Origin of the sequence: Allomesorhizobium camelthorni (assembly GCF_011045125.1) — a bacterium.
Taxonomy (GTDB): Bacteria; Pseudomonadota; Alphaproteobacteria; order Rhizobiales; family Rhizobiaceae; genus Allomesorhizobium; species Allomesorhizobium camelthorni.
In genome coordinates, this window is record NZ_JAAKZF010000082.1 from 1 (window position 1) to 22812 (window position 22812).

A 22812-nucleotide genomic window follows, 5' to 3' on the forward strand; every position below is an offset into this window, starting at 1 on the left:
CATGAGCGAAACGGCGGTCGGGGTCTCACTCTATCGCGGTCTGGCGGCGATCGCCCGGCGGTCCGTCGGTTCTCCGCTTTTGTCGCGATCGCCATCGCTGGGCTCGCTGGTCTTGGTGGTCTCGCGGCTCAAGGTTTGTGTCTGGCACACGAGAGTTTGTCCAGAAGTGAATTGCAACGGGTGAAGGTAGACAGAATTACTGAGATACAGCGTCACCCATCTGAAATGAAGGCGCCTCCTACTGTGTGGAACCAACTCCAATGCTGATCCGTCGCCAATCTTCCATCCGTCCCTCTGAAATCACATCGCGCGAGGTTTACCTGAACCGGCGCAGCTTGATGATGGGAGCGGGAGCCGCCGGTATAACTGCGGCACTGCCCAACGGACCCGCTTCGGCGGCCCAACTGCGGTTCACCAAGAGCCCGTTTTCGACCAGCGAAGAGCCGACGCCGTTGGAGGACGTCACCAGCTATAACAATTACTACGAGTTCGGTGTCGACAAGGGCGATCCCGCTGCCAATGCCCACACGCTGACGACGAAGCCGTGGACGGTGGCGGTCGATGGCCTGGTGTCTCGCCCGACGACATTCCATGTCGAGGATCTGCTGAAGACTGTGACGCTCGAAGAACGGATCTATCAGCTGCGCTGCGTCGAAGGATGGTCGATGGTCATCCCGTGGGTTGGGTTCCCGCTGTCGGACGTGCTCCATCGTGTGGAACCGCTCGGCAGCGCCAAATACGTTGCCTTCGAAACCTTGCTGAGGCCGGAGGAAATGCCCGGCCAGACGGGGCTTTTCCAGGCGTTGGAATGGCCCTATGTCGAAGGCCTAAGGCTCGACGAGGCGCTTCACCCGCTCACCATCCTTGCCGTCGGGCTCTATGGGGACATGCTTCCCAACCAGAACGGTGCGCCGATCCGGCTGATTGTGCCGTGGAAGTACGGCTTCAAGAGCATCAAGTCGATCGTGCGGATCAGCCTCGTCGAAAAGCAGCCGGAGACGTCGTGGAACCGGCAGAATCCGCGCGAGTATGGCTTCTACTCGAATGTGAACCCCGAAGTGGATCATCCGCGGTGGAGCCAGGCGACCGAACGGCCGATAGGCGAAGGGGGCCTGTTCGCGAAGCGAAAGCCGACGTTGCTGTTCAACGGCTATGCCGAGGAGGTGGCGCACCTCTATGCCGGCATGGACCTGCGTGCCAATTTTTGAGATGTCATCGGCGAGGCCCATAAGGAACACGTCCAAACCGCGCTCCGGAGCGATGCCGCGCTACATCAATCGGGCGATCTACCTTGTCGGAATGATGCCCGCTACGTGGACCTTCTACCTCGGCGTCATCGACCAATTGGGCGCTGACCCGATGAAGACGCTTGAGCGGAGTTTAGGTCTCTGGGCGCTTCGGTTTCTGATCATCACTCTCACGATCACCCCTTTGCGCGATCTCTCGGGCGTCAATCTGCTGCGCTACCGCCGTGCCTTGGGCCTGCTCGCCTTCTTCTATGCGCTGATGCATTTGAGCACCTATCTGGTGCTTGACCAGGGCCTCGATCTCGACGCCATCTGGGCCGACATTCTGAAACGGCCCTATATCACGATCGGCATGCTAAGTTTCGCCACCCTGGTGCCGCTTGCGATCACCTCGAACAACGCAATGATCCGGCGCCTTGGCGGGGCCGCCTGGGCGAGACTTCATCGCTGGGTTTATCTGGCTGCCGGAGCAGCTGCTGTCCACTACTTGCTGGTGGTCAAATCCTGGACGATGGAGCCCGTCATCTATACCATGATAGTCGCAGTGCTTCTCGCTTATCGTGTTGCCAGACGTCTGCGCGGGCGCAGACGCGTCACGCTCGCTTCCGCCTGAATGCAGTAGCGGATTTCGCTTGAAAGCTGATGGGGCTCCGTGCCGGCCGGCGTCGGGCCTTCTACCGCTTCACAAGGGCGTTGCGAGTTAGTGCAACAGTGCCTGCTTGCGAGGCCTTCTACAATTCCCGAGCCTCGCCGGGCAGAGTCACTCCATCTTCTGACTGTGCCTCGCTTTGAAAGCGGCAGCGCACACGGTGTAGTCCGGGCTTTGAACTCGAAAGCGAGGCGCTTGCAGTCAAGCAAAGTTGAACGGAACCTCGTCCGGCGATCGACTACGATCGAGATCGGCTCACCGGGCAAAGGCTTGTGACGGAGTTTTGTTCGATGCTTCGACTGTTGCCCGGCATAATCGCTTCAGCCCTGGCCGCCTTTGCCGGGATTTATGGGCTGCTGTGGTTGGCGTGCTACATTTCGGATCATGACAGTCTCGTGATGCTGCACATGTATTCCTCGTCCATCATACTCTCAGTGGCGTTCGGGATCATCGTGCCTCTCAATATCGGCAAGCTGCATGCAATTGCCGGCTGGATGAGAAGGAAAGCGCCATTCAGTTGAGGTTTGGGCGGGTATCCTCGATCAGGAGCTCCGTGCTCTGTCCTGCCAGATCGTCCAGGATCGGGCAATCCGGACGTTCATCGCCCTTGCAATGCGCGATGAGGTGCTGAAGGGTCCGCCGCATGGCCTGAAGGTCTGCAAGCTTTCGATCAAGCACGGTCACGTGGGCCAGGGCAAGCGCTTTGACTTCCGCGCTCGTCCGGTTTCGGTCCTGCCACAAAGCAAGGAGTTGGCGGATGCTTTGCACCGGGACCCCGGGCCGGCGTGCGCGCTGGATGAAGCGCAGAGTGTGCACTTCCTTCTCGTTATAGTCGCGGTATCCAGCCATCGTCCGGCCGGCGGGAATGAGGCCGGTGTCTTCATAGTAACGGATGGTCTTGGCCGAAAGGCCCGAAGCCTGCGCGGCTTATCCGATGTTCATGATAGCCTCCTTACGGCGTCGCCGGGGCGGCCGGACGCCATGGATTAATGCCGTGTCGACGCCCGCAGTAAGGGACGGGCGGGAGGTCTTGAGCCGGAGCGCATTGCTGACGACGAAGACGCTCGAGAAGGCCATTGCAGCTGCGGCCAGCATGGGCGACATCAGAATGCCGAAGGCCGGATAGAGCACACCGGCCGCCACCGGGATCAAGGCGGTGTTGTAAGCAAATGCCCAGAACAGGTTCTGCTTGATGTTGCGCAGCGTGCTGCGACTCAAACCGATCGCATTCGGAACGCCCGTCAATTCACCCGACATTAAAACGACATCGGCGCTCTCGATCGCTACGTCTGTGCCCGTGCCGATGGCGATCCCGACATCGGCTTCGGCCAGGGCAGGGGCGTCGTTGATGCCGTCGCCGACGAAAGCCACCTTGCGGCCACTTTCCCGCAGGCGGTGCAGCGCCGCCACCTTGCCGTCGGGCAGCACCTCGGCCACGACCTCGTCGATGCCAAGCTTGCGGGCGATCGCTTCTGCCGTGCGGCGGTTGTCGCCAGTGATCATCGCGATTTTCAGGCCAAGCCCATGCAGCGCTTCGATCGCCTGCGGCGTGGTGTCCTTGATCGGGTCAGCGATTGCTATGATTGCAGCGAGCCGGCCGTCGATCGCGGCATAGAGCGGCGATTTGCCCTCGTCGCCCAGCCTTGCGGCAGCGTTCGCGAAAGGCGCGATGTCGAGGCTGAGCCGGGCCATAAGCCGGTCGGCGCCGACCTCGACTGTGTGTCCGCCAACGCTCGCCTTCACGCCGAAGCCGGGCATCGCTTCGAAATCCTCGGACGCCTCGATTAGCAGGCCTGCCTGCTTTGCCGCCTCCACGATGGCCTCGCCGATCGGATGCTCGGAGCGGGTCTCCACGGCGGCGACCAGCGCCAACACAGAGTCGCGCTCCCAGCCTTCCGCAGTGATGAGGTCGGTCAGCTCAGGTCGGCCTTTGGTCAGCGTGCCGGTCTTGTCGAGAGCGACGATCCCGGCGCTGCGCAGCGTCTGCAAGGCTTCGCCATTGCGGAACAGGATACCCATTTCCGCGCCGCGGCCGATGCCGACCATGATCGAGGTCGGAGTGGCAAGCCCCATGGCACACGGGCAGGCGATGATCAGCACCGTGACCGCGGCGACGAGACCGAAGGTCAGCGCCGGGTCTGGACCGAAGCCCAGCCAGACAAGGAAGGTGACGAGAGCAATACCGATCACGGCCGGGACAAACCAGGCCGTCACCTTGTCGACCAATGCCTGGATGGGCAATTTCGTTGCCTGCGCCCGCTCCACCATCTGGATGATCTGGGCAAGGACGGTGTCCGCGCCGATCTTGGTGGCGCGGAAGGAGAACGATCCGGTCTTGTTGATCGTGGCGCCGACGACAGCGTCGCCGGCGCCCTTGGCAACCGGCATCGGCTCGCCGGTGATCATGGATTCATCGACAAAGGAGGAGCCTTCCGCGACCTCGCCGTCGACGGCGATCTTTTCGCCGGGGCGCAGCAGAACCAGATCGCCGACCTTGACCTCGTCGAGGGGCACTTCGACAGTCTCGCCATCACGTAAAATGCGGGCCGTCTTGGCCTGGAGGCCCACGAGGCGCTTGATCGCCTCGCTGGTGCGGCCCTTGGCGCGCGCTTCCAGATAGCGACCGAGCAGGATGAGAGTAGCGATTACAGCCGCGGCTTCGAAATAGACATTCTGCGTCCCCTGCGGCAGGAGGCCCGGGAGAAAGGTCGCCACGACGGAATAAAGCCAAGCAGCGCCGGTTCCGAGAGCAACCAGCGAATTCATGTCGGGCGCGCGGCGAACGAGCGCCGGAATGCCCTTTTGGAAAAACCGCAGGCCTGGCCCGAACAGGATGATTGTGGTGAGCAGGAACTGGATATACCAGCTTGTCTGCATGTCGATGCGGTCTACGATATAGGTTTGGATGCCGGAAAAAAGAAAGGCGCCCATCTCCAGCGTGACCACCGGCACCGTCAAAACTGCGGCAAGCGCGACAGCGCGGAACAGGCTCTTTGTCTCCCGTTCGCGTGCTTCAGCCCCTCTGTCGACCGGTTCACCTACGGCGACGCCACGGGCTGCATAGCCGGCCTTTTCGACCGCGGCCTCGAGATCGGCAAGTTTGGTCGCACCGGAAACGACGCTGACAGACGCCCGCGCGGTGGCGAGGTTCACGGCTGCATTGGTCACACCGGGCACCGCCTTCAGCGCCGTCTCGATCCGATTGACACAGGACGCGCAGCTCATGCCTTCGATCGAGAGATCGACGGTCTCGGTCGCAACGTCATAGCCGGCATTCTTGACAGCGCCGACGACCGCCTCCGCGTCAGGCACACTGTTAAAAACAATGTTGGCGCACTCGGTTGCGAGATTGACGACGGCGGATTGAACGCCTGGAACGGCGGCAATGGCCTTCTCGACCCTGCTGACGCAGGAGGCGCAGTTCATTCCTTCGATGGAAAAGCCAAGCTGAAGGAGTTCGGCTTGAGCCGACGGGGCCCTGTCTTTTGATGCGATCACGGAAGCCATGTTCGTCGCTCCTGTTCGGTTGATCGCCAGAGAAGATAAAGGTTCCAGCGCTGGTAAGGTCAAGGGCTCATCGAAGACGATCCTGCCAGGGCCTTGAAGTGGCCCGATAGCCGTGTGACCATTGGTATCTCGAAGTGGTGATTGGCACATGGACGCCAATCCCCTATATTGAAACGGCAATGAAAACGTTCCGCTGCCTCTTAGCTGCCTTGCTGCTCCTCGCCTTTGGGGGCGGGACGGCTATGGCTGCGGCACAGGCGGGCGTCATTGTTGCGCCCACTATCGAAACCTCCGCGGACCAGTCTATGCCGCGTGGCTGCGACCACTGTGGCGGCGACGAGAAGGCGATGACGACGGCCGCATGTTCCGCTTTTGGAACCTGTGTCCACGGCGTTGTTTCTCCCGCCAACGGTTTCACGGCGCGGAGCGAGTCTGTGCGCTATTCCTATAGCGCCGAGCACATCAGCGGCCTTCAAGGGTCGCCCGAACCGTTCCCTCCCAGATCTGACATCCTCGCCTAGGACGGGTTTCACCGCTCCACACTGGTGATTTTCTCGTCCGTGTCCGGGTGAGCACGCTTTTGGGTGCCCAGCCTTCCTGGAACAATCCGTCGCAGGTTCTTGCCTGTGCGAGGAAACAAATCAGCGAGGATGGAATGTTTTCCAATTCCCAAACGGCTCGCATCCATGCGAGCAATCCACCGTCCCTTTCGGGAGAGGCGATCGAGACGAGCGATACGCCATCCCTCCGGCGTCGCCGTGTGCTCGTGATGCTGCCGGCAGGTATTTTTGCCGGGCTGGCGGTCGTGCTCGGATGGGGATTGAGCCGTAACGCTCAGATCATTCCCTCGGCCCTGATCGGTAAGGAGGTGCCCGAATTCAGCCTGCCGGCAGTTCAAGGGCGCACCCTTGGCTTGTCCAGCGCTGACCTCAAGGGTGAGGTCTCGCTCGTCAATGTCTTTGCGTCCTGGTGCGTGGCCTGCCGGGAAGAGCACCCGGTGTTCATGGAGCTTCGGCGAGCCAACGCCGTTCCCATCCACGGCATCAATTACAAGGACCGCCCGCAGGATGCCGCCAAATGGCTCAACACCATGGGCGATCCCTACACGCGGACCGGAGCGGACCTCAACGGCCGAGTTTCGATCGACTGGGGCGTTTACGGCGTTCCCGAGACTTTCGTGGTCGATGCCGAGGGCCGGATCGCCTTCAAGCATGTCGGCGCCGTCACGCCGGAGGTCTACCGGGACCGAATCGCGCCACTCATCGAGAGGCTGAGAAAATGAGGACGGGAGTGTTGCCTGCCGTCATTATCGCTGCGGCCGGCGCAGCAGGTCTAGCTGCAGCGGGCGCCTACCAATACTTCGTGGCGACGCAGCTAAACGAGGCCGTGGTTTCGAATCCGCCGGCGCCGACTTCCCCAGAGGCCGAAAAGAGCGGCCGCGCCTTCGTCATGCACGAAACGCCGCAAGCCGTGCCGGAACTGTCCTTCGTCGACGGTGAGGGACTCGAAATGTCCCTGGCGGACTTTCGCGGCAAAACCATCCTGCTCAACATCTGGGCCACTTGGTGCGTCCCGTGCCGCGAGGAAATGCCGGCACTTGACCGCCTTCAGGCCAAGCTCGGCGGTTCCGAGTTTGAGGTGGTTCCACTTTCGATCGACCGCAAGGGGCTGCCTGCGGTTGAAGCATTTTACCAGGAACTCGGCCTCAAGGCTCTCGGCATCTATGTCGATGCATCCAGCAAGGCGGTCGGCAAGCTCGGGGCGGTCGGCATTCCCACGACTTTGCTCATCAATCCCGACGGTCTGGAAGCCGGGCGCTTGGTCGGGCCAGCCGAATGGGACGGCCCGGAGATAATCGAGATTCTCGAGCAGCAACTCAAGAAGACAGCCGGCGAAGCCGACTGAAGACTTTCACAAAACAGGAAACCGAACATGAAAAAACCGATCTACCATCTGCTCCTTCCGGTGCTTGCGGTCACTACGGTCGTTGCTGGAACCGCAATGGCCGAACAAGCGGCAACACCCGTCAAGCCGGCTTTCCAGGCAAGCCAGGACATGGAAAAGCTGGCGCCAAGCCGCTTTGGCGGGCACGTTCACGCGCTTGCTGTTAATCCGCAAACGAAGGAGCTCTTCCTTGGTGCTCGGCCGATCTATCGCAGCGCGGACAACGGGAAATCCTGGACCGCGATCGACGGCATTCCAAAGAGCGAAGAACGGGCAAATATCACCTCGATCGCGATCGATCCCACCGCTCCGGAAATGATGTATGCGACCGGCCATGGCATCGGCGTGGTCAAGAGCGCCGATGGCGGCAAGACCTGGAATACAGCAAGTTCCGGGCTCGGCGGCTTGTCCACCGAGGGCTTCATCATCGACGGCAGGGATCGGAGCACGCTTTACGTCTGGGTGCTTGGTAATGGCCTCTACCGCAGCAAGGATGCCGCCGGATCGTGGCAGCGCGTTGATGATGGGCCCAAAAAGCAGGAGGTGCGCACACTGGCCTCCGTTGGCGCGCCGACGGGAATGGGAGGCATATGGCTTTACGCCGGCCTTGATACGGGCGTGATGAAGAGCCCGGACTGCTTCTGTGGCTGGGACCGGCTCCCCAATGAAGGGCTTCCCGAGGGCCGGGTCTACGGCCTGGCCGTCGATCCGTCGAACCCGGAGATTCTTTACGCTGGGCTCCGCCAGGGGGTCTTCAAGACAACAGATGGCGGCCAAGGCTGGAGCCGCGTCACCGATCTTGTCGAGGATGCCGTGGTGACTGTGGATGCCGTCGATCCAAACCGAGTCTATGCCATCGATGCCGATGGAGTCCTCGCCATCAGCCAGGACGCCGGCGAGCACTGGACGAAGACGGAGGGCGACGATGCAGAAGGCTAACGTATCGCGAAGCACTTTTACGGCCGCAAAAGGCTCTCTCATGTCGCTGCTGGTGGGCGCTGTGTTGGTGGGCGGCGTGGCAACTGCGGCTTACAGGGCAATGGCCCCTCAACCGCCTCAAGCGACCTCCAGCCAGATCATGCCTGTTAACGCGACGCCGGGCGCCACACTCGGCATCGACCGCGAGGAAGCCGAGCTTGGCGTCATGGCGATAAACGAGGTGCGCAGTGCAGCCTTCCGGCTGAAAAACACCGGCACGCAGCCTGTCGAGATCAGTCAGGTCCGCACCTCGTGCATGTGTGCTTTTGCGGAGATCGCCCTTCCCGACAGCACGAGCCCGGAATTCAGCATGGCAATGCACAATGACGCTGCCGCCAATGCCTGGAGAGGCGTGCTCGCTCCCGGTGAAGAAGCTGTCGTAACTGTCACCTACAAACCCTCGCTAATGCCGGTGGAAGGATCCGTCGCGCGCAACGTCAAGTTCGCGACCACCGATCCACAAAACCCGATCGTCGAGCTCGGCGTGCACGCAACCGTTACGGGAGGCGCTGCTGGTTAATGACAAGCCGGAAATCGCAATCACCCAACAATCAGACAAGAGAGGATCACCAATGAGCAATTCCGTATCAGAGACATCGCTGAGCGCGGATATCTTTCGATATATCCGCCACCAGCTGCGCGGCCGGCGTGGCCTCATCGTTGCGGCAGTCGCTTTGGGTATCCCGGCGCTTTGGATCGGCTGGCCATGGCTCGTGGTTGCCGGCGTGGCGCCGCTTCTGATCGCTCTGGCGCCTTGCGCCATCATGTGCGCACTCGGCCTTTGCGCGATGAAGGCCGGCGCCAAAGCGAACCGCGGTGAAGCAGGTTCCAACATCAGCCGCAGCGAAACGACCTGCTGCTCGCAATCACCGGCAACTGACGAAACGATGGCTGCTTTACCCAGGAAGGAAGAGCGGGATGCGCCCGCAGTGGCGGTCAGCATCGTGATCCCCTCCGAAGCCGACCTGAACTCGGCAGAATCCGAGAGCGAACACCGCCGGGCCGAGGACGTTGGACTGTCGGGTGAGACGATCAACCAAGGAAAGGAGAAAATCTAATGAACAAGATGTCGAAAACCGTTGCCCTTGCGCTTGCTGTGGCAGGACTCGCCACCGTACCGCTCGCCTTTGCGCAAGACAATTCGGAACCGAAGCAGCCGGCCGCGCCCCAAGACATGCAAGAGATGATGCAGGGCGGCGGGATGGGGATGATGGGTATGATGTCCCAGATGAACGAGATGATGGACACCTGCAATAAGATGATGCAGGCCATGATGCCGGACATGGAGAAGCCGGCTGAAGAAGGCAAGCAGCCCAACAAGGGATAGGCCGAACAACGGGCGGGCGGTTCATCTTTACCCGTCCGCCCGTTTGGCGACCGAGGAGAATTCGATGAAATTTCCGACACGTCTGTTTGCCGCAGCCAGCGTGGCTATAGTCGCGACCGTTTTAGTTCCGGCGACGGCCCCAGCCCACTCACTCAAAGACGTGCAGCAGGACCTCTTCGACAAGGAGCAATACTTCCAGGTCAAGAACGAACCTGCCGCAGATTTTACGCTTCAGGATGCGGACGGTGAGCCGTTCCGCCTGAAGGATCTGCGCGGCAAGGTCGTCGTCCTGCATTTCATTTATGCGGGCTGCCCAGATGTCTGCCCGCTACATGCCGACCGGATCGGCGAAATCCAGGAGATGGTCAACATCACTCCGATGAAGGACCGGGTCCAGTTCATTACCGTCACCACGGATCCAAAGCGCGATACGCCGGAGGTTCTCCGGGATTACGCAGAACCTCATGGCCTCGACCCGACGACGAACTGGGTCTTTCTAACGAGTGGACCGGACAGGCCCGGGGATACCACCCGCAAGCTCGCGGAAAAGTTCGGCCACAAATTCATCGTTACGGATGACGAGCTGCAGATCCACAGTGTTGTCACCCATGTCATTGATCAGAATGGCCAGTGGGTGGCCAACTTTCACGGTCTCGGATTCGAGCCGACGAACCTCGTCGTCTTCATCAACGGACTGACAAACGCGAACGTGCCGCACAAGGAGCCCGAGCCTCCCTCGCTGTGGTCGCGAATTCGATCGATGTTCTAGCCACCTCTCAAAACGGAAAAAATGCATGATCTCTAATCTGAAAAGAACAAAGCGAATTTGGACCGCATGGCTGCCTGGCCTCACCGTGCTGGCGATCATACCCGTGCTGGCCGCGGCTTTCGCCATTTCAAGCGCTCGCGCAGCGGACAAGGGTTCGATCGTTGCATTGGCTTACGACGCCGGCGGCGGGGCACTCCTGAAGAGCGACGGAGAGGCTGTTTACCGGAGCGGCAATAACGGAGACACTTGGCAGGCCATCCCGCTGCCGCCGTCGGCGAACGGGAGCATAGCGGCCGTCGCGACGCCGGCTAAGCGGAGTGGTGTCGTCTATGTCGCGGGGCCAGGTCTCGGCGTTCTGCGCACCGAGGATGATGGTGCCAGTTGGGTCGCACTCAATACAGGGTTGCCGAGCACGAAGGTCACCGCATTCACAGCCCACGCTGCCCTGCCGGAGGCCATTTATGCCTTCGTACCGGAGAGCGGGATCTATCGAAGCCAGGACGCGGGGAAAAGCTGGAAATTGATGGACCGCGGCCCGGAAAACACCCGTCAACTCCTCCATACCGACATGAAGGGTAGCATGGAGACGGGATGGCTCTACGCCGCGACATTGCAAGGCGCGCGCGTTTCCATGGACTGTTTCTGTCTGTGGCGCGATGCCGGCGAACTCAACGGCAAGGTCGATAGCCTGGCTTATGACCCGCTCCAACCGGAGCGCCTATACGCCGCTTCCGACCAAGGGCTCTTTCGGAGCACGAATGGCGGCCAGGACTGGGAGCAGACGGCGTCACCGGAAGCAGCCGTGACGACGCTGACCGCGACGCCCTCCGGAGCCCTCTATGCCGCGTCCACCGACGGTGCGCTCTTCCGTAGCCTCGATCGTGCCGAAACCTGGGAGCCCATTGGTGACTAGGAGGCTTTTCGTGTTGGTGGTCACGACAGTTATAGGGACAACAGCCGTCGCAGCGGACGATCCGCTGCCGCACGTGCTGGATTCCAAACAGATCGGCGCTGGACGGGCCTTCTATGGCCAATACTGCGCCTCCTGTCATGGAGCAAATGGCAAAGGCGCACCCAATTGGCGCGAGCCCAATAGGCAAGGCGAACTTCCTTCACCTCCCCATAACCAGGAAGGACATACATGGCGCCACTCGGACGCCGACCTCTACGAGATTATCAGCAAGGGATGGCGGGACCCATTCAACAAGACCGACCGGATCACGATGCCCCCGTTTGGCGAAACCCTTGCGCCGGAAGAGATCAGGGCGGTGATCGCTTACCTGAAATCGCTGTGGACCGATGAGCAGCGGCGCTACCAGCGGGAAGAAAGCGAGAAGGAGCCTTTTCCCGCTGAGGCAAAGCCGTCTCCAGAATGAACCCATGCAGAAGGAAATCATCATGCGTTATTGCGCTTACCTCTTCGTCGTCACAGCCGGTTTAGCGGCGTCCATGGCCAACGCGGCGTCGCCGATCGAAGCGACCCTTTACAAAAATCCGCAATGCGGTTGTTGCGACGAATATGCCAGACAACTCGAAGCCAACGGCTTCAAGGTCACGATGGAGAACACAACCGACCTGTCGCAAATCAAGAAGCTGGCCGGCGTGCCGGAGAATTTGGCCGGCTGCCACACAATGCGGGTCGAAAACTATGTGGTCGAAGGGCTCGTGCCTCTCGACACTCTCAATCGTCTTCTCACTGAGAAGCCGGACATCTGGGGCATTGCCCTGCCCGGCATGCCGACAGGGGTGCCTGGCATGCCAGGACCCAAGCCGGAACCGTTGAACATATACGTGATTTCAGACGGAACCCCCGAAGTGTACGCAACAGAATGAGCCTTCTGCCTATGAGATAAGTCCAGCCACACGAGATGGGACGTGAACTTGGATAAAAATAAGCCCAAACGCCTGTTGGCTCCGCTGTTTCGCCCCGACCGGCTGGACGCGACGGGCAAACGAAAGAGAAGGACCGCCGCCGCACTGGCTGGACTCGCCCTTGCCATGGTGGGGTTGAGCTTTGCCGCGGTTCCTCTTTACCGCCTGTTCTGCCAGGTAACGGGATATGGCGGAACGACCCAAGTCGCTGAGGCAGCGCCAACTCCGTCCGAGCGAAGGGTGGCCGTTCGCTTCGACGCCAATGTCGCGGCCGGCATGCCATGGGCGTTCGAAGCGCCGAAGCCGGTCGAGTTGGCCTTGGGTGAAAGCGGGCTCGTTGCATACAAGGCCCGCAATCCGACATCGCGCCCTATACTCGGAACGGCGACCTACAATGTCGTACCGGCCAAGGCAGGCGTCTATTTCAACAAGGTCCAATGCTTCTGCTTCACCGAGCAGTTGCTGATGCCGGGCGAAGAGAAGGAGTTTCCCGTCACCTTCTTTGTCGATCCGGCGATCGAAGGCGATCCGGACCTGAAGGGCGTCACGACGATCACGCTGTCCTACACCTTTTTCGACAAGGGAACCGATGCGCTCAAGCAGTACATGGCCTCCAACGGGATCAAGGCCGCTAATCTCAAGGATGACAGCGATGCGCAGCCCTGACGCCAGCCTCACCCAGCACTTACCCCCGCACCCGGACCTCTGGCTGCCCACGTTGCGGCGCTATCTGCTGTTCGCGGCAGGCGCTAATCTCGTCTGGGAGACGCTGCACCTGCCTCTCTACACAATCTGGAAGGAAGGCACGATCAGCGAACTGGCCTTTGCTGCTGTCCACTGCACCGGTGGCGATATCCTGATTGCCCTCTCATCATTGGTGCTGGCGCTCGTCCTCGTCGGTGATGGAAGGTGGCCGGTCAAACGGTATGTGGCCGTTGCGACGCTCACCATCGTCTTTGGGCTTGGCTACACGATCTTCAGCGAATGGTTGAATATCGTGGTGCGGCAAAGCTGGGCCTATTCGGAGCTGATGCCGGTGATTCCGGTGATCGATGCCGGACTGTCACCGGTCGCACAGTGGATTGTCCTTCCGGTCGCAGGCTTCTGGTTTGCGCGTCGACCGTTGCGCAACGGCAGCAAGTCACCGGCCGTTGATCCACAAATTGTTCCTCTCCGGAGCCAGAGCCATGTCTAAACCGAGTGCAGGCCTCGCCGCGATCATTCTGTCCGCCTTTGCCGTGCTCCTCTCTGGATTGGCGCTGCTTTTCGCCACCGGGCTGTTCGATGCGCCCGTCTCGCGCCAACTCCAAATCCAGACGCGTGAGTATCTGCTCCAGAACCCGGAAGTTTTCGTCGAAGCCCTCCAGAAATTCGAACAAAACCAGCAAGCGGCGGAAGCGAATGAATTGGAGACCATTCTCGCTGAACACAGCGACGAGATCTTCAACGATCCGACCGCGCCGGTTGGCGGCAATTCGGAAGGCGACGTCACCCTGGTTGAGTTCTTCGACTACAATTGCCCGTATTGCCGCAAGGCGGCGCCCCAAATCCAGCAAGCCGTGTCGGATGATCCCGGCCTCAAGCTGGTGTTCAAGGAATGGCCGATCCTCGGCCCCGGTTCCGAATTTGCCGCAAGGGCGGCACTCGCTTCGCAGCGGCAGGGAAAATACGAAGCCTTTCATCACGGGATGATGGCCTTTGCAGGCGCGATCAACGAGCGCTCCACAATGACAATTGCCGAACAGGTCGGTCTCGACCTGGAGCAGCTCAAACGCGACCTGGAAGACCTGGCCTTTGTGGCCGCCATTGAGCGCAATCGCGCGCTTGCCAACGATCTGCGGATCACCGGCACGCCGACCTTCGTCGTCGGCGATGAAATCATTGGCGGCCTGGTCGACCAGGCGCCGCTCCAGCGATCAATCGCCGATGCGCGCGAAAAGCCTGAGGGTTGATACGGTGTTCGAGATCTCCAACATAGGCATCCTGACAGCGCTTGCGGCGGGTGCGATCTCGTTCCTCTCACCATGCGTGCTGCCGCTCGTGCCGGGCTATATCTCCTACGTTGCCGGCAATGCTGCGGTTGCCGGTGGACCGTCGCAGGTGATCAGCAGCCGGTTTTCCGCGTTGCTTCTCAGCACCTGGTTCGTTCTCGGTTTTTCCACCGTCTTCGTAGCGCTGGGAGCGAGCGCGACGGCGATCAGTCGCCTCCTTCTGTCCTACCGCTACGAAACGAACATTCTCGGCGGGGCCATCATCATCGTCTTCGGACTATTCATGACTGGCCTGGTGTGGTTGCCGTGGCTTCAACGCGAGTTCCGATTTCACGGCAATCTGCCTGGCGGCCGGCCGCTTGGCGCTTATATTCTAGGCCTAGCGTTTGGCTTCGGTTGGACTCCCTGTATCGGGCCGATTCTCGGGGCGATCCTTACCGTTAGCGCGCTTTCATCGACGGCTTCGAACGGGATTGCGCTGCTCAGCATCTATTCGGTCGGCCTCGGCGTTCCCTTCCTCTTGTCGGCGCTGTTTGCCGAAAGCCTCGCCAAACGGTTGAAAGGCATGAAACGCACCGGACGCCTGCTCCAGATCACCGCCGGCGTGATCATGATCGTCATGGGCGTGGCGATGATGACCGGCACCATGACGACTTTCTCCTTCTGGCTGCTCGAGCAGTTCCCCATACTCACGAAAATCGGCTGAGAAGGCGTTCGGACGCCTCGGGCGCGTTTTGCGGATGCTCGCGGGGGCGATCATGATCGCCATGGGCGGCGCAATGATGACAGGCTATCTCTCTGCCCTCGCATTCTGGCTCTTGGAGACGTTTCCGGTGTTGTCTTCGATCGGGTGAAACTGACTTTTAGAAGGCTAGACTAGCCTGCGGTGATCTGCATCAAGACCAGCCACACCAAGGCATTCCTTAGCGCGCGGGTGAACAAGGCCAACCGCAATGATGCCCGCGGCATTGCGCAGATGATACGGGTCAACCTGTTTCGCCCGGTGCAGGTGAAGACCCTGACGAGCCAGAAGCTCCGGATCCCTATAACGACCGGCTATGGAGTTCATGGCGAGAGGTGATTTTCCTTTTCAGGCATCGATGTTCACTGTGCCGGCTATCGTCGCGCCGCGACTTCACCGATCAGTTTGAACGAAGTCACGATGTCTGATCGCAGACCAGGAGGTCCATATGCAAATCGCAAAGGAACGCGAAGCCTTAGCTCCTATCTTGGAAAGCAATAGGCGCTTGCAGCGAGAAAGCAAAAGCGGGCGGCCTCCGGGCAGCTTAGCGCGGTGGTCCCATCTATGGATATTGCTTACACTCCATTCGAAATTGGAGACGGCGGCACCTTCTACTACGTAAGATCTAACGTCTGAATGTGCGGGCGGGGAGGATGAGAATGAACGACGGCAGGGAAGTTGTGGTTGTCACCGGAAGCAGCGGCTTCATTGGGTCCGCTGTTGTCGAAAAGCTTGCCAGGCGCTTCACCCTTGTCGGCTTCGATCGTGAAATCTCGCCGCATCCACCAGCTGCCGCCGAATGCGTCTGTATCGACCTTACTTCCGACGAGAGCGTCGAGCAGGCGTTTCAGCGTGTGCGGACAGCCTATGGCAGCCGCATCGCTTCGGTTATTCACCTCGCCGCCTATTTTGACCTGACCGGCGAGCCCAACCCGAAGTACGAGCAGGTGACCGTCCGCGGTACAGAGCGGCTGCTGCGAAAGCTCCAGGAATTCGAAGTTGAGCAGTTCGTCTTCGCCAGCACCATGCTTGTCCACGCGCCCGGCGGCCACGGCAAGCGCATCAACGAAGACTGGCCGCTCGACCCGAAGCTTCCATACCGTGAATCAAAGATCCGTACTGAGGCACTGATCCGCAAACAGCGTGGCGCCATTCCAGCGGTCATGGTGCGACCCGCCGGCGTATACGACGATAGGTGTCACTCGGCCTTTTTGTCCCGCCAGATCGCTCGCATCTACGAGCGGCAGCTGATCAGCCACGTCTATCCCGGCGATCTCGGTGCTGGACAGCCATATCTGCATCTCGACGACCTTACAGACGCCCTGCTGCGCATCGTGGAACGGCGCAAGAAACTCCCGCCGGAACAGCCAATCCTTCTTGGCGAGACCGAAACGCTTGGCTTTGGAGCCCTGCAACAAAAGCTCGGCCGGTTGATTCACGATGAGGATTGGGAAACCCGGCAAATCCCAAAAACTCTGGCCCGGACGGGTGCATGGATCGAGGGGGAAATCCTGGACGAGGACCCCTTCATCAAGCCGTGGATGGTCGACAGCTCCGACGACCACTATGAGTTGGACATTTCCCGCGCGCGAAAACTTCTGGGCTGGAAACCGAAGCACACGCTGAGCAGTACGCTTCCCAAGATGATCGAAACCCTGAAAGCCGATCCGGTCGGTTGGTACAAGGCCAACAAACTGAATTCGGCCAATGTGGCGGCGGAGCAGGTCGAGAACCGGCAGGAAGCCGGAATGACGGACGATCCGGTCCGGCACCACGAAATGATGCACGAGCATGCGGAAGCAATGCGGCGGATGCATTTCGACATGCTCTGGGTCCACTGCCTCAATATCCTGCTTGGGCTTTGGCTCGCGACAAGCCCGTTCGTGCTCGGCACGTTCGGCGAGGACATGTTCAGCGATGCCGTCATGCGCGTGACGGAGGAGCGGGGCCTTTGGGATCCCGCGCTGCGGAATTCGCTCACTGCCTGGAGCGACCTATTCAGCGGGCTCCTGATCATGGGATTTGGAGCGTTGTCCCTATCGCCCCGGTTCAATTGGGCGCAGTGGGCCAATACGGCCGTCGGCGTCTGGCTTCTTTTTGCGCCGCTTCTTTTCTGGACGCCGAGCGCCGCCGTTTACGCCAACGACACCATGGTGGGCGCGCTGGTCATCGCTTTCGCGATTCTGGTGCCGATGATGCCGGGCATGAGCCATGAGGGCATGATGGACACGTCCGACATGCCGCCCGGCTGGAGCTATTGCCCATCGACTTATCTGCAGCGGCTGCCAATCATCGCACTCGGCGCGATCGGCTTCGTGATTGCCCGAATTCTTGCCGCTTACCAACTGGGCCACATCGACGGTGTATGGGAGCCGTTCTTCGCCGGCTATGGCGGCCGCAACGGCACCGAGTTCATCATCACCTCGGATGTGTCAAAGGCCTGGCCGATTGCCGATGGCGGCCTGGGCGCCACCACATATATGTTCGAGGTGCTGATGGGCGTCATGGGCGGCCGTGCCCGCTGGCGCACCATGCCCTGGATGGTGCTTTTGTTCGGCATCGTCGTGGTGCCGCTCGGCGTGGTCTCGATCTACTTCATCATCATTCAGCCGATCGAGATCGGCACCTATTGCACGCTATGCCTGCTGGCCGCGCTCGCCATGCTGATCATGATTCCCTATGCCCTCGATGAACTCGTGGCCATGGGCCAATTCCTGGTGGCGAACACCCGCCGCGGGCGGCCGTTCTGGCGCTCCTTCTTCATGGGCGACGCACTCCCTGGGAGTGGAACTGACAGGCGGCGTGGCTTCGATGCCCCACTGGGAGAGTTGGCAACTTCCGCAGCCCGCGGTGTGACTATTCCCTGGACGCTTGTGGCAAGCACAATCCTCGGGGTCTGGCTCATGTTCAGCCGTCTAATCTTCGCTTCGGAACCTCCAATGGCGGACAGCGATCATCTGGTCGGGGCGCTGATAGTCACGGTGGCTGTGATCTCCATGGCGGAAGTCGCCAGGCCGCTTCGTTTTATCAATGTGGCTTTCGGCCTGTGGCTGATCGGGGCACCGTGGTTTCTCGCCGGGGCCGGCGCCCTCGCGACGACGGGCAGCCTAGTCGTCGGCGTTCTGCTGATAGGGCTCAGCCTCCCGCGCGGGATTCGCAGCAAGGAGCATTATGGCGGCTGGGATCGCTGGATCGTTTGACCGGCGGCGCGCGGTCGCGACAAACCTCTATCGTCGCGGTCGGAAGTTGTTATGGCAATGTCCTTTGCTCTCCATATCCATGTGGCGGATGTTCGTGCGGTTTCATCCCGACGTGACTAAAAACCACCTGGCCGCCATGCACGCGGGCCTAGTCCGGCCTCATTCCGGCGGTTATCGTTTGGATGCCATCTTTTCATAGACACTACTTCTCCATCGACAGTATGTTAGCGGCGGGCGCCTGCACCGCCCGGAGGGCGCAGCGTGACGGCGAAGACAGAGAGGGCGGTACTCGCCGGAGGGTGTTTCTGGGGTCTGCAGGAGCTGCTGCGTCGGGCGAGGGGTGTGTTGTCCACTCGCGTCGGCTACATCGGTGGCGAAGTGCCGAACCCGAGCTACGGCGACCACCATGGCCATGCCGAGGCGGTCGAGGTGGTCTACAACCCCAAGCTATTGACCTACCGCGCCCTGCTCGAGCTGTTCTTCCAGATCCACGATCCGACGACATACGAACAACAGGGCAGCGATTTCGGCTCAGGCTACCGGTCCGCCGTGTTCTATACCGACGATAGCCAGAAAGAAGTCGCGCTCGCGACGATCGCCGAGATCGAGGCGTCAAGCCGTTGGCCGGGCCCAATCGTTACGGAAATCAACCCGGAGGAGCGGTTCTGGGAGGCCGAGCCAGAGCACCAGGACTACTTGCAGCGGCACCCCGGAGGCTATAGCTGCCACTTTCCGCGTCCCCAATGGCGGCTGCCACGGGGCGGATGACGGCTTGCCTATAGACCTCCCTGCATCGCCCCGTCTGTGTGAGAAGTGGCGGCGCGGAAGGCGATCAGAGAGGCGGCGGGGCGACATGTTCTCGACCGGGCACGGCACGCCCCCGCTTCTTGTGCTGGCTTCCTGATGCAGTCCCGTCCTTGGACGATCAACCAGCAGGGGACCGCTGCGCGCAGCGTGCGCCCTGAAGGCCGCAAGGGAGGTTTCGCCGCGGCAAGGGGTGGGAAACGAAACAGGAAAGGCGGCCTCGAGAACGGCCGAAGCTGTCACATGGAAGAACGGAAGTGGAAGAGCTGCGCGACCGCGTCGCCTGCGGGGCGGTTCTGGAAAGCGATGGCAGGGAAATCGACAAGAAGGAGAGTACCCGCCCCCGGTCGGAAGCCAAGACCGATGTCTTTACGCTCGCAGAACACCTTGGCGCCAGGGGCTTCCCCGCGGCGGCAGACCACGTCGCCTCGCTGGTCGGCTTCGTGACCACCGCGCACATTTGGCAGAAGCGGGCGAGGGCGCCATCCGCGACGTCCGCCGCCGCCGACCGGTGGACCTCTTGGGAGCGGCGGCGAGCCTTCACCCATACCACCCTCCCGGTCACCATATGCAGCGCTGAGGGCCAGCTAGTAGTGCCACGCCTCGCCGCTCCCTAGCGCTAAGCCCTTGTGTTCCTTGTGCATCTCGCCCTAAGGACCGCGAGAGGCACGCCCAATGGCTTAGCCCCGGCGAGGCCGACGACGACCACCGCCAGCAGCCTCTCTTGACCGAATAATATCACCGGTGAAATGACGACACCCGAGTTTGCAAGAGCAAGCGATGGTAGGACCGGATAGCTCGATCTTGCGCCGGCGTGACGCAGCCGGTCCCCGCCGACTCGAGCCTGTCACCCGTCGCGTCGAGGGCACGAAGCGCGGGCTCCGATGGCCCGTGTCGCTCACCGTCGTGTGGAGCCTCCGAGGCGATGATTGTGTTCGCTTCGGTGATAAGCGCAGACAAATTGGCAGGCGGGCGAGTGGGAATGAACAAGGCCAGAACAACGCCGGCAAGCGTCGCGTGGAGCGTCCGGGCGTAAACGCACGCTCACAGGGCTACGCCCAAAATGACATCATACAGCGTCAGCACGTAGACCCTCGCCCGGCTCACGAGCACCTGGGTTTCTTGCGATGGCAGGCGGCGATGGGCCGGCAATCGCAATTACTGTGTCAGCTTTGTTAGGCCCCCCATTCCGAAGGCGCGGACAATATAGGAAGGCACCTTCCTGCGAGCGGCCCTCCACCAGGCCGGAGCTATTCTGGCCGCAACGTAGGTTCGCGAAATGCCTCAGCATCCCCAGTTATCGACTATATGCAAGCTCTTGCCGAGACAGGGGTTGCGGGTGCCCATCTTAGAGGGCTTCGCGTGAACAACGCCGGGCTGGTCCGTTCGCACGAACAGCTTCCGGACAGCCTCGCTCGCGGATTCCAGCGGACTGACCGGATTGCTTTCCGTATGCCGGTTCGTATCGCGTGAGACTACGGGAACCGTACCGAAGTCCTGGTTTTGCGTATCACTCGCGTGTCCTACTCCCACGAGAGATACAGCGGTAAGAATGCTCAAAATAGGGCGGCGCATGTTGTGATCTTTCCCTGTTGCCTGCTTTTTTGCAGAATGTTTCGGTTTGATGATGCCTTGTGGTGTGGCGCCGAAGGGCGCCATCACCTCAAATCAGTGGGCGCAGCGATCTGAACGCCTCGCGAAAGCCGCGGGAAGATCATTCTAACAATCGTGCCGAGGCCCACCTCTGACTCGACCCGGATCACACCGCCATTCCGTTCTACGAACTCACGAACCTGTGCAAGCCCGAGGCCTGTGCCCTGGCCGGCGGCTTTCGTCGTGAAATACGCCTCGAACACATGCGACAACACCTGCTCCGGCATCCCGGTCCCGTTGTCCGCTACCGTGACTGAGACGACGCCTTCCGGGGCCCCTTCGAAGGGGTCGACGTTGATCGCTGACATCGCGATCACGCCGCCTTCCGGGGTTGCCGCGTCAGCATTCCGGCATAGGTTCAACAACGCGAAATAGAGTTCTTCGGGATCGGCGCTGAACTCCCAGAGGTCCGTGTCGATCTCAACGTCCAATACCGTATCCTCACCCAGCGCCTGGGCGAGCGTCTCGGCGGCTGCAGCCAGAAGACTGCCGTTTGAAACTCCGCCGGCCGCCCGGAGCGACAGACGCGCGTCCAATAGGCGTCGGCTCAGCATTGTGCCCCGCGCAATCGCATGATGCAGCCGGCCAAGGATCGCGTCCCTGGCCTCAGCGTCGCCGTGGCGACCGAGGAGCCGAAGGCCGCCATCGATAACCGCCAGGAGATTGTTGATGTCGTGGACAACCACGTTGGTGATCTCGTCTACGGAATCGATCCGCTGCGCTTCCGCCCCGGTGATCAGTGCCGTGCATCCGCCGAAAGGGTAGCTCCGGCACATTACCCCGGGTATCTTGCCGTCGCGTCCGACGACTGGGATTTCGACAGATCGCATCGCGGACGAAGGGTCATCGTCTTTGCCACCATGCGCGGACCGCACGGAAACGCGACCCGACCCCACAGCAACGCCATTGCGCTCAGCCAACACGACGATGTCTTCTGGGCGAATGCTGATTACCGGACTGCTCTCCGAGTGGGGCAGAGAAACCCCAAGTATTTCAGCAACTAGCATGTCGACCTCCTGTCTGCGATTTGACATCGTGACCACCGTGCCAACTTTCGCATGAAGTCGCCAGCGACGCATTGCAGACTGGATTCGGCACGGGCGAAAGGGAAATCACCTCTCGCCATGAAGTCGATAGCCGGTCTCTATCGCCCGACACTCACGCGAGCCCCGGACCTCTCGCGAATTCCGAAGTGAGGAAGCCGATGAAAAGGCGCGCGGCCGGCTTTGAAGGCTTTGCCGGCCGGGAAAACCGCGTGCAGCTCAATATCGCCCATGTCCCAGTCTTGAAGAATGCGCACGAGAGACCTGTCCGCGATCTCCTTCTTTCCGGCGCCCACCGTCATCGACACCAAGCGGATGCCTGCAACTGCCGCCGCGAGCCCCACCTCGTTGCACGTGACGGCCGCCGACCTCCACCGACGCAGGTCGGCGCCGACCTCGAAGCCTTTCACGGCGAGGACTGCTGGACCCGCCGACGCCGCTCGCTACGTGATCGGTCGGGGCGGGGTATCGCCTATTCGGAGGTGAATCCCGACTACACGCGGCGGCGCGATGCCTCACACATTTGTCCGGTTCTCGACTCACGGAGTGCTGGCCTGGCCGCCAGACGGCCTGTGTCCGCCGCCTCGCTTTCCGCAACAGGACTTTCCTTTGGGGGTCGCGCTCGCCATGGTCGGTTATGGCGCAAGCGCTCGGGTGATGATCTTCTTCCTGCCACTCTAATTGAAGGACGCCTATGGCTATCAGCCGGTATCGGCATGCCTCGCTATGATTCCCTTTGCCTTACCGATGGTCCTCGCGCCACGACTAACGAACCGCCTGGAGTCGCGCTACTCCGGTTCGACGTTGCTCGCCTCTGGCCTCGCGGGTATGCTGGACGCAGCGCCTGCTTCCGCGTGCGATGCTTTCCGCAAGGCCGCCCTTGCCGTCTATGGCGCTGGGTTCCCTCTTGCCGAGCTCGCGGCCGCATCCGCGTTCGTCCGTGAGGATACAGGGAATACGGGCGGCTCTCCTATCCTCTCCTCTCCCACATGGAGCAATAGACGATCGTTATTGCGGCTCGCCGCGCGGCGTGATGCCGTCGCGGCCTGCGCTACTTGCCTTGATTTACGAATGGCAGTGATGACG

27 protein-coding genes and 2 pseudogenes are annotated in these 22812 nt (G+C 61.0%); 24 read left to right on the forward strand and 5 right to left on the reverse strand.

Annotated features, from left to right (window positions below; all coding sequences use genetic code 11):
- The 4 genes from G6N73_RS36480 to G6N73_RS29380 all read left to right on the forward strand — a co-directional run.
- Window positions 1–184, forward strand: a 184-nt coding sequence (locus G6N73_RS36480) for a hypothetical protein (RefSeq protein ID WP_206079155.1), incomplete at its 5' end; no start/stop codon positions are given.
- 76 nt (window positions 185–260) lie between these two features.
- Window positions 261–1208, forward strand: coding sequence for a protein-methionine-sulfoxide reductase catalytic subunit MsrP (gene msrP, locus G6N73_RS29370; protein ID WP_165033511.1), 948 nt, complete (start codon window positions 261–263; stop codon window positions 1206–1208).
- A 1-nt stretch (window position 1209) separates the two neighbouring features.
- Complete coding sequence (gene msrQ, locus G6N73_RS29375; RefSeq protein WP_425484161.1) at window positions 1210–1860, forward strand: protein-methionine-sulfoxide reductase heme-binding subunit MsrQ; 651 nt, start codon at window positions 1210–1212, stop codon at window positions 1858–1860.
- A 326-nt stretch (window positions 1861–2186) separates the two neighbouring features.
- The gene (locus G6N73_RS29380; RefSeq protein ID WP_165033513.1) at window positions 2187–2417 is read left to right on the forward strand and encodes a hypothetical protein; all 231 of its coding nucleotides are present in this window, start codon (window positions 2187–2189) and stop codon (window positions 2415–2417) included.
- Here the strand turns inward: G6N73_RS29380 and cueR are convergent.
- Window positions 2410–2811 (reverse strand): annotated as a pseudogene (gene cueR, locus G6N73_RS29385) (Cu(I)-responsive transcriptional regulator); the annotation flags it as partial. The gene G6N73_RS29380 and the pseudogene cueR sit on opposite strands and share 8 nt — an antisense overlap.
- Before the next feature lie 12 nt (window positions 2812–2823).
- Window positions 2824–5403, reverse strand: a complete 2580-nt coding sequence (locus tag G6N73_RS29390) for a heavy metal translocating P-type ATPase (RefSeq protein WP_281352992.1) — start codon at window positions 5401–5403, stop codon at window positions 2824–2826.
- Between the two features lie 655 nt (window positions 5404–6058).
- On the opposite strand from G6N73_RS29390, the gene G6N73_RS29395 reads away from it, so the two are divergent.
- The 18 genes and pseudogenes from G6N73_RS29395 (at window position 6059) to G6N73_RS29480 (ending at window position 19647) form a co-directional block, all read left to right on the forward strand.
- Window positions 6059–6685, forward strand: a complete 627-nt coding sequence (locus tag G6N73_RS29395) for a DsbE family thiol:disulfide interchange protein (protein WP_165033514.1) — start codon at window positions 6059–6061, stop codon at window positions 6683–6685.
- Window positions 6686–6696: 11 nt separating this feature from the next.
- Window positions 6697–7308: a TlpA family protein disulfide reductase gene (locus G6N73_RS29400; protein ID WP_246252675.1), complete on the forward strand. Its 612-nt coding sequence runs from the start codon at window positions 6697–6699 to the stop codon at window positions 7306–7308.
- Window positions 7309–7335: 27 nt separating this feature from the next.
- Window positions 7336–8286 (forward strand): WD40/YVTN/BNR-like repeat-containing protein, encoded by a 951-nt coding sequence (locus G6N73_RS29405; RefSeq protein WP_165033516.1) that lies wholly within the window; start codon window positions 7336–7338, stop codon window positions 8284–8286.
- Window positions 8273–8845 carry a DUF1573 domain-containing protein gene (locus G6N73_RS29410; protein WP_165033517.1) on the forward strand — a complete coding sequence of 191 codons (573 nt, stop codon included), beginning with the start codon at window positions 8273–8275 and terminating at the stop codon, window positions 8843–8845. Before G6N73_RS29405 ends, G6N73_RS29410 begins: the two co-directional genes overlap by 14 nt.
- A gap of 205 nt (window positions 8846–9050) precedes the next feature.
- Window positions 9051–9383, forward strand: coding sequence for a hypothetical protein (locus G6N73_RS36485; protein WP_206079156.1), 333 nt, complete (start codon window positions 9051–9053; stop codon window positions 9381–9383).
- Entirely contained in the window at window positions 9383–9652 is a 270-nt protein-coding gene (locus G6N73_RS29420) for a hypothetical protein (RefSeq protein WP_165033518.1), read from the forward strand. Before G6N73_RS36485 ends, G6N73_RS29420 begins: the two co-directional genes overlap by 1 nt.
- Window positions 9653–9716: 64 nt before the next feature.
- Window positions 9717–10421, forward strand: a complete 705-nt coding sequence (locus G6N73_RS29425) for an SCO family protein (RefSeq protein ID WP_165033519.1) — start codon at window positions 9717–9719, stop codon at window positions 10419–10421.
- Window positions 10422–10446: 25 nt separating this feature from the next.
- Window positions 10447–11334: a WD40/YVTN/BNR-like repeat-containing protein gene (locus G6N73_RS29430; RefSeq protein ID WP_165033520.1), complete on the forward strand. Its 888-nt coding sequence runs from the start codon at window positions 10447–10449 to the stop codon at window positions 11332–11334.
- A gap of 10 nt (window positions 11335–11344) precedes the next feature.
- Window positions 11345–11797, forward strand: a complete 453-nt coding sequence (locus G6N73_RS29435) for a c-type cytochrome (RefSeq protein WP_206079157.1) — start codon at window positions 11345–11347, stop codon at window positions 11795–11797.
- A gap of 4 nt (window positions 11798–11801) precedes the next feature.
- Window positions 11802–12254 carry a DUF411 domain-containing protein gene (locus tag G6N73_RS29440; RefSeq protein ID WP_246252676.1) on the forward strand — a complete coding sequence of 151 codons (453 nt, stop codon included), beginning with the start codon at window positions 11802–11804 and terminating at the stop codon, window positions 12252–12254.
- Window positions 12255–12296: 42 nt separating this feature from the next.
- Entirely contained in the window at window positions 12297–12959 is a 663-nt protein-coding gene (locus G6N73_RS29445) for a cytochrome c oxidase assembly protein (protein ID WP_343044785.1), read from the forward strand.
- Window positions 12946–13488: a hypothetical protein gene (locus G6N73_RS29450; protein WP_206079158.1), complete on the forward strand. Its 543-nt coding sequence runs from the start codon at window positions 12946–12948 to the stop codon at window positions 13486–13488. The genes G6N73_RS29445 and G6N73_RS29450 overlap by 14 nt, the downstream gene beginning before the upstream one ends.
- The gene (locus tag G6N73_RS29455; protein WP_246252677.1) at window positions 13481–14245 is read left to right on the forward strand and encodes a DsbA family protein; all 765 of its coding nucleotides are present in this window, start codon (window positions 13481–13483) and stop codon (window positions 14243–14245) included. Before G6N73_RS29450 ends, G6N73_RS29455 begins: the two co-directional genes overlap by 8 nt.
- Entirely contained in the window at window positions 14220–14990 is a 771-nt protein-coding gene (locus G6N73_RS29460) for a cytochrome c biogenesis CcdA family protein (RefSeq protein WP_165033522.1), read from the forward strand. Before G6N73_RS29455 ends, G6N73_RS29460 begins: the two co-directional genes overlap by 26 nt.
- Window positions 14991–15173: 183 nt before the next feature.
- Window positions 15174–15338: pseudogene (locus G6N73_RS29465) on the forward strand (IS110 family RNA-guided transposase); the annotation flags it as partial.
- 347 nt (window positions 15339–15685) lie between these two features.
- A complete protein-coding gene (locus G6N73_RS29470) occupies window positions 15686–18226 on the forward strand; it encodes an NAD-dependent epimerase/dehydratase family protein (RefSeq protein WP_165033523.1) in 2541 nt (846 codons plus the stop codon).
- Between the two features lie 261 nt (window positions 18227–18487).
- Complete coding sequence (gene msrA / locus G6N73_RS29475; RefSeq protein WP_165033524.1) at window positions 18488–18994, forward strand: peptide-methionine (S)-S-oxide reductase MsrA; 507 nt, start codon at window positions 18488–18490, stop codon at window positions 18992–18994.
- A 293-nt stretch (window positions 18995–19287) separates the two neighbouring features.
- Window positions 19288–19647 carry a hypothetical protein gene (locus G6N73_RS29480; RefSeq protein ID WP_165033525.1) on the forward strand — a complete coding sequence of 120 codons (360 nt, stop codon included), beginning with the start codon at window positions 19288–19290 and terminating at the stop codon, window positions 19645–19647.
- 667 nt (window positions 19648–20314) lie between these two features.
- Here G6N73_RS29480 and G6N73_RS29485 read toward each other — a convergent pair.
- Complete coding sequence (locus tag G6N73_RS29485; RefSeq protein ID WP_165033526.1) at window positions 20315–20689, reverse strand: hypothetical protein; 375 nt, start codon at window positions 20687–20689, stop codon at window positions 20315–20317.
- Complete coding sequence (locus G6N73_RS29490; RefSeq protein WP_165033527.1) at window positions 20689–21219, reverse strand: ATP-binding protein; 531 nt, start codon at window positions 21217–21219, stop codon at window positions 20689–20691. Before G6N73_RS29490 ends, G6N73_RS29485 begins: the two co-directional genes overlap by 1 nt.
- A 36-nt stretch (window positions 21220–21255) precedes the next feature.
- On the opposite strand from G6N73_RS29490, the gene G6N73_RS29495 reads away from it, so the two are divergent.
- The gene (locus G6N73_RS29495) at window positions 21256–21687 is read left to right on the forward strand and encodes a hypothetical protein (RefSeq protein ID WP_165033528.1); all 432 of its coding nucleotides are present in this window, start codon (window positions 21256–21258) and stop codon (window positions 21685–21687) included.
- A gap of 140 nt (window positions 21688–21827) precedes the next feature.
- On the opposite strand, the gene G6N73_RS29500 is transcribed toward G6N73_RS29495, so the two are convergent.
- Window positions 21828–22136 carry a type 2 periplasmic-binding domain-containing protein gene (locus tag G6N73_RS29500; RefSeq protein ID WP_165033529.1) on the reverse strand — a complete coding sequence of 103 codons (309 nt, stop codon included), beginning with the start codon at window positions 22134–22136 and terminating at the stop codon, window positions 21828–21830.
- A gap of 271 nt (window positions 22137–22407) precedes the next feature.
- On the opposite strand from G6N73_RS29500, the gene G6N73_RS36490 reads away from it, so the two are divergent.
- Window positions 22408–22812 (forward strand): hypothetical protein (locus tag G6N73_RS36490; RefSeq protein ID WP_206079159.1); only part of this gene is annotated, 405 nt, incomplete at its 3' end.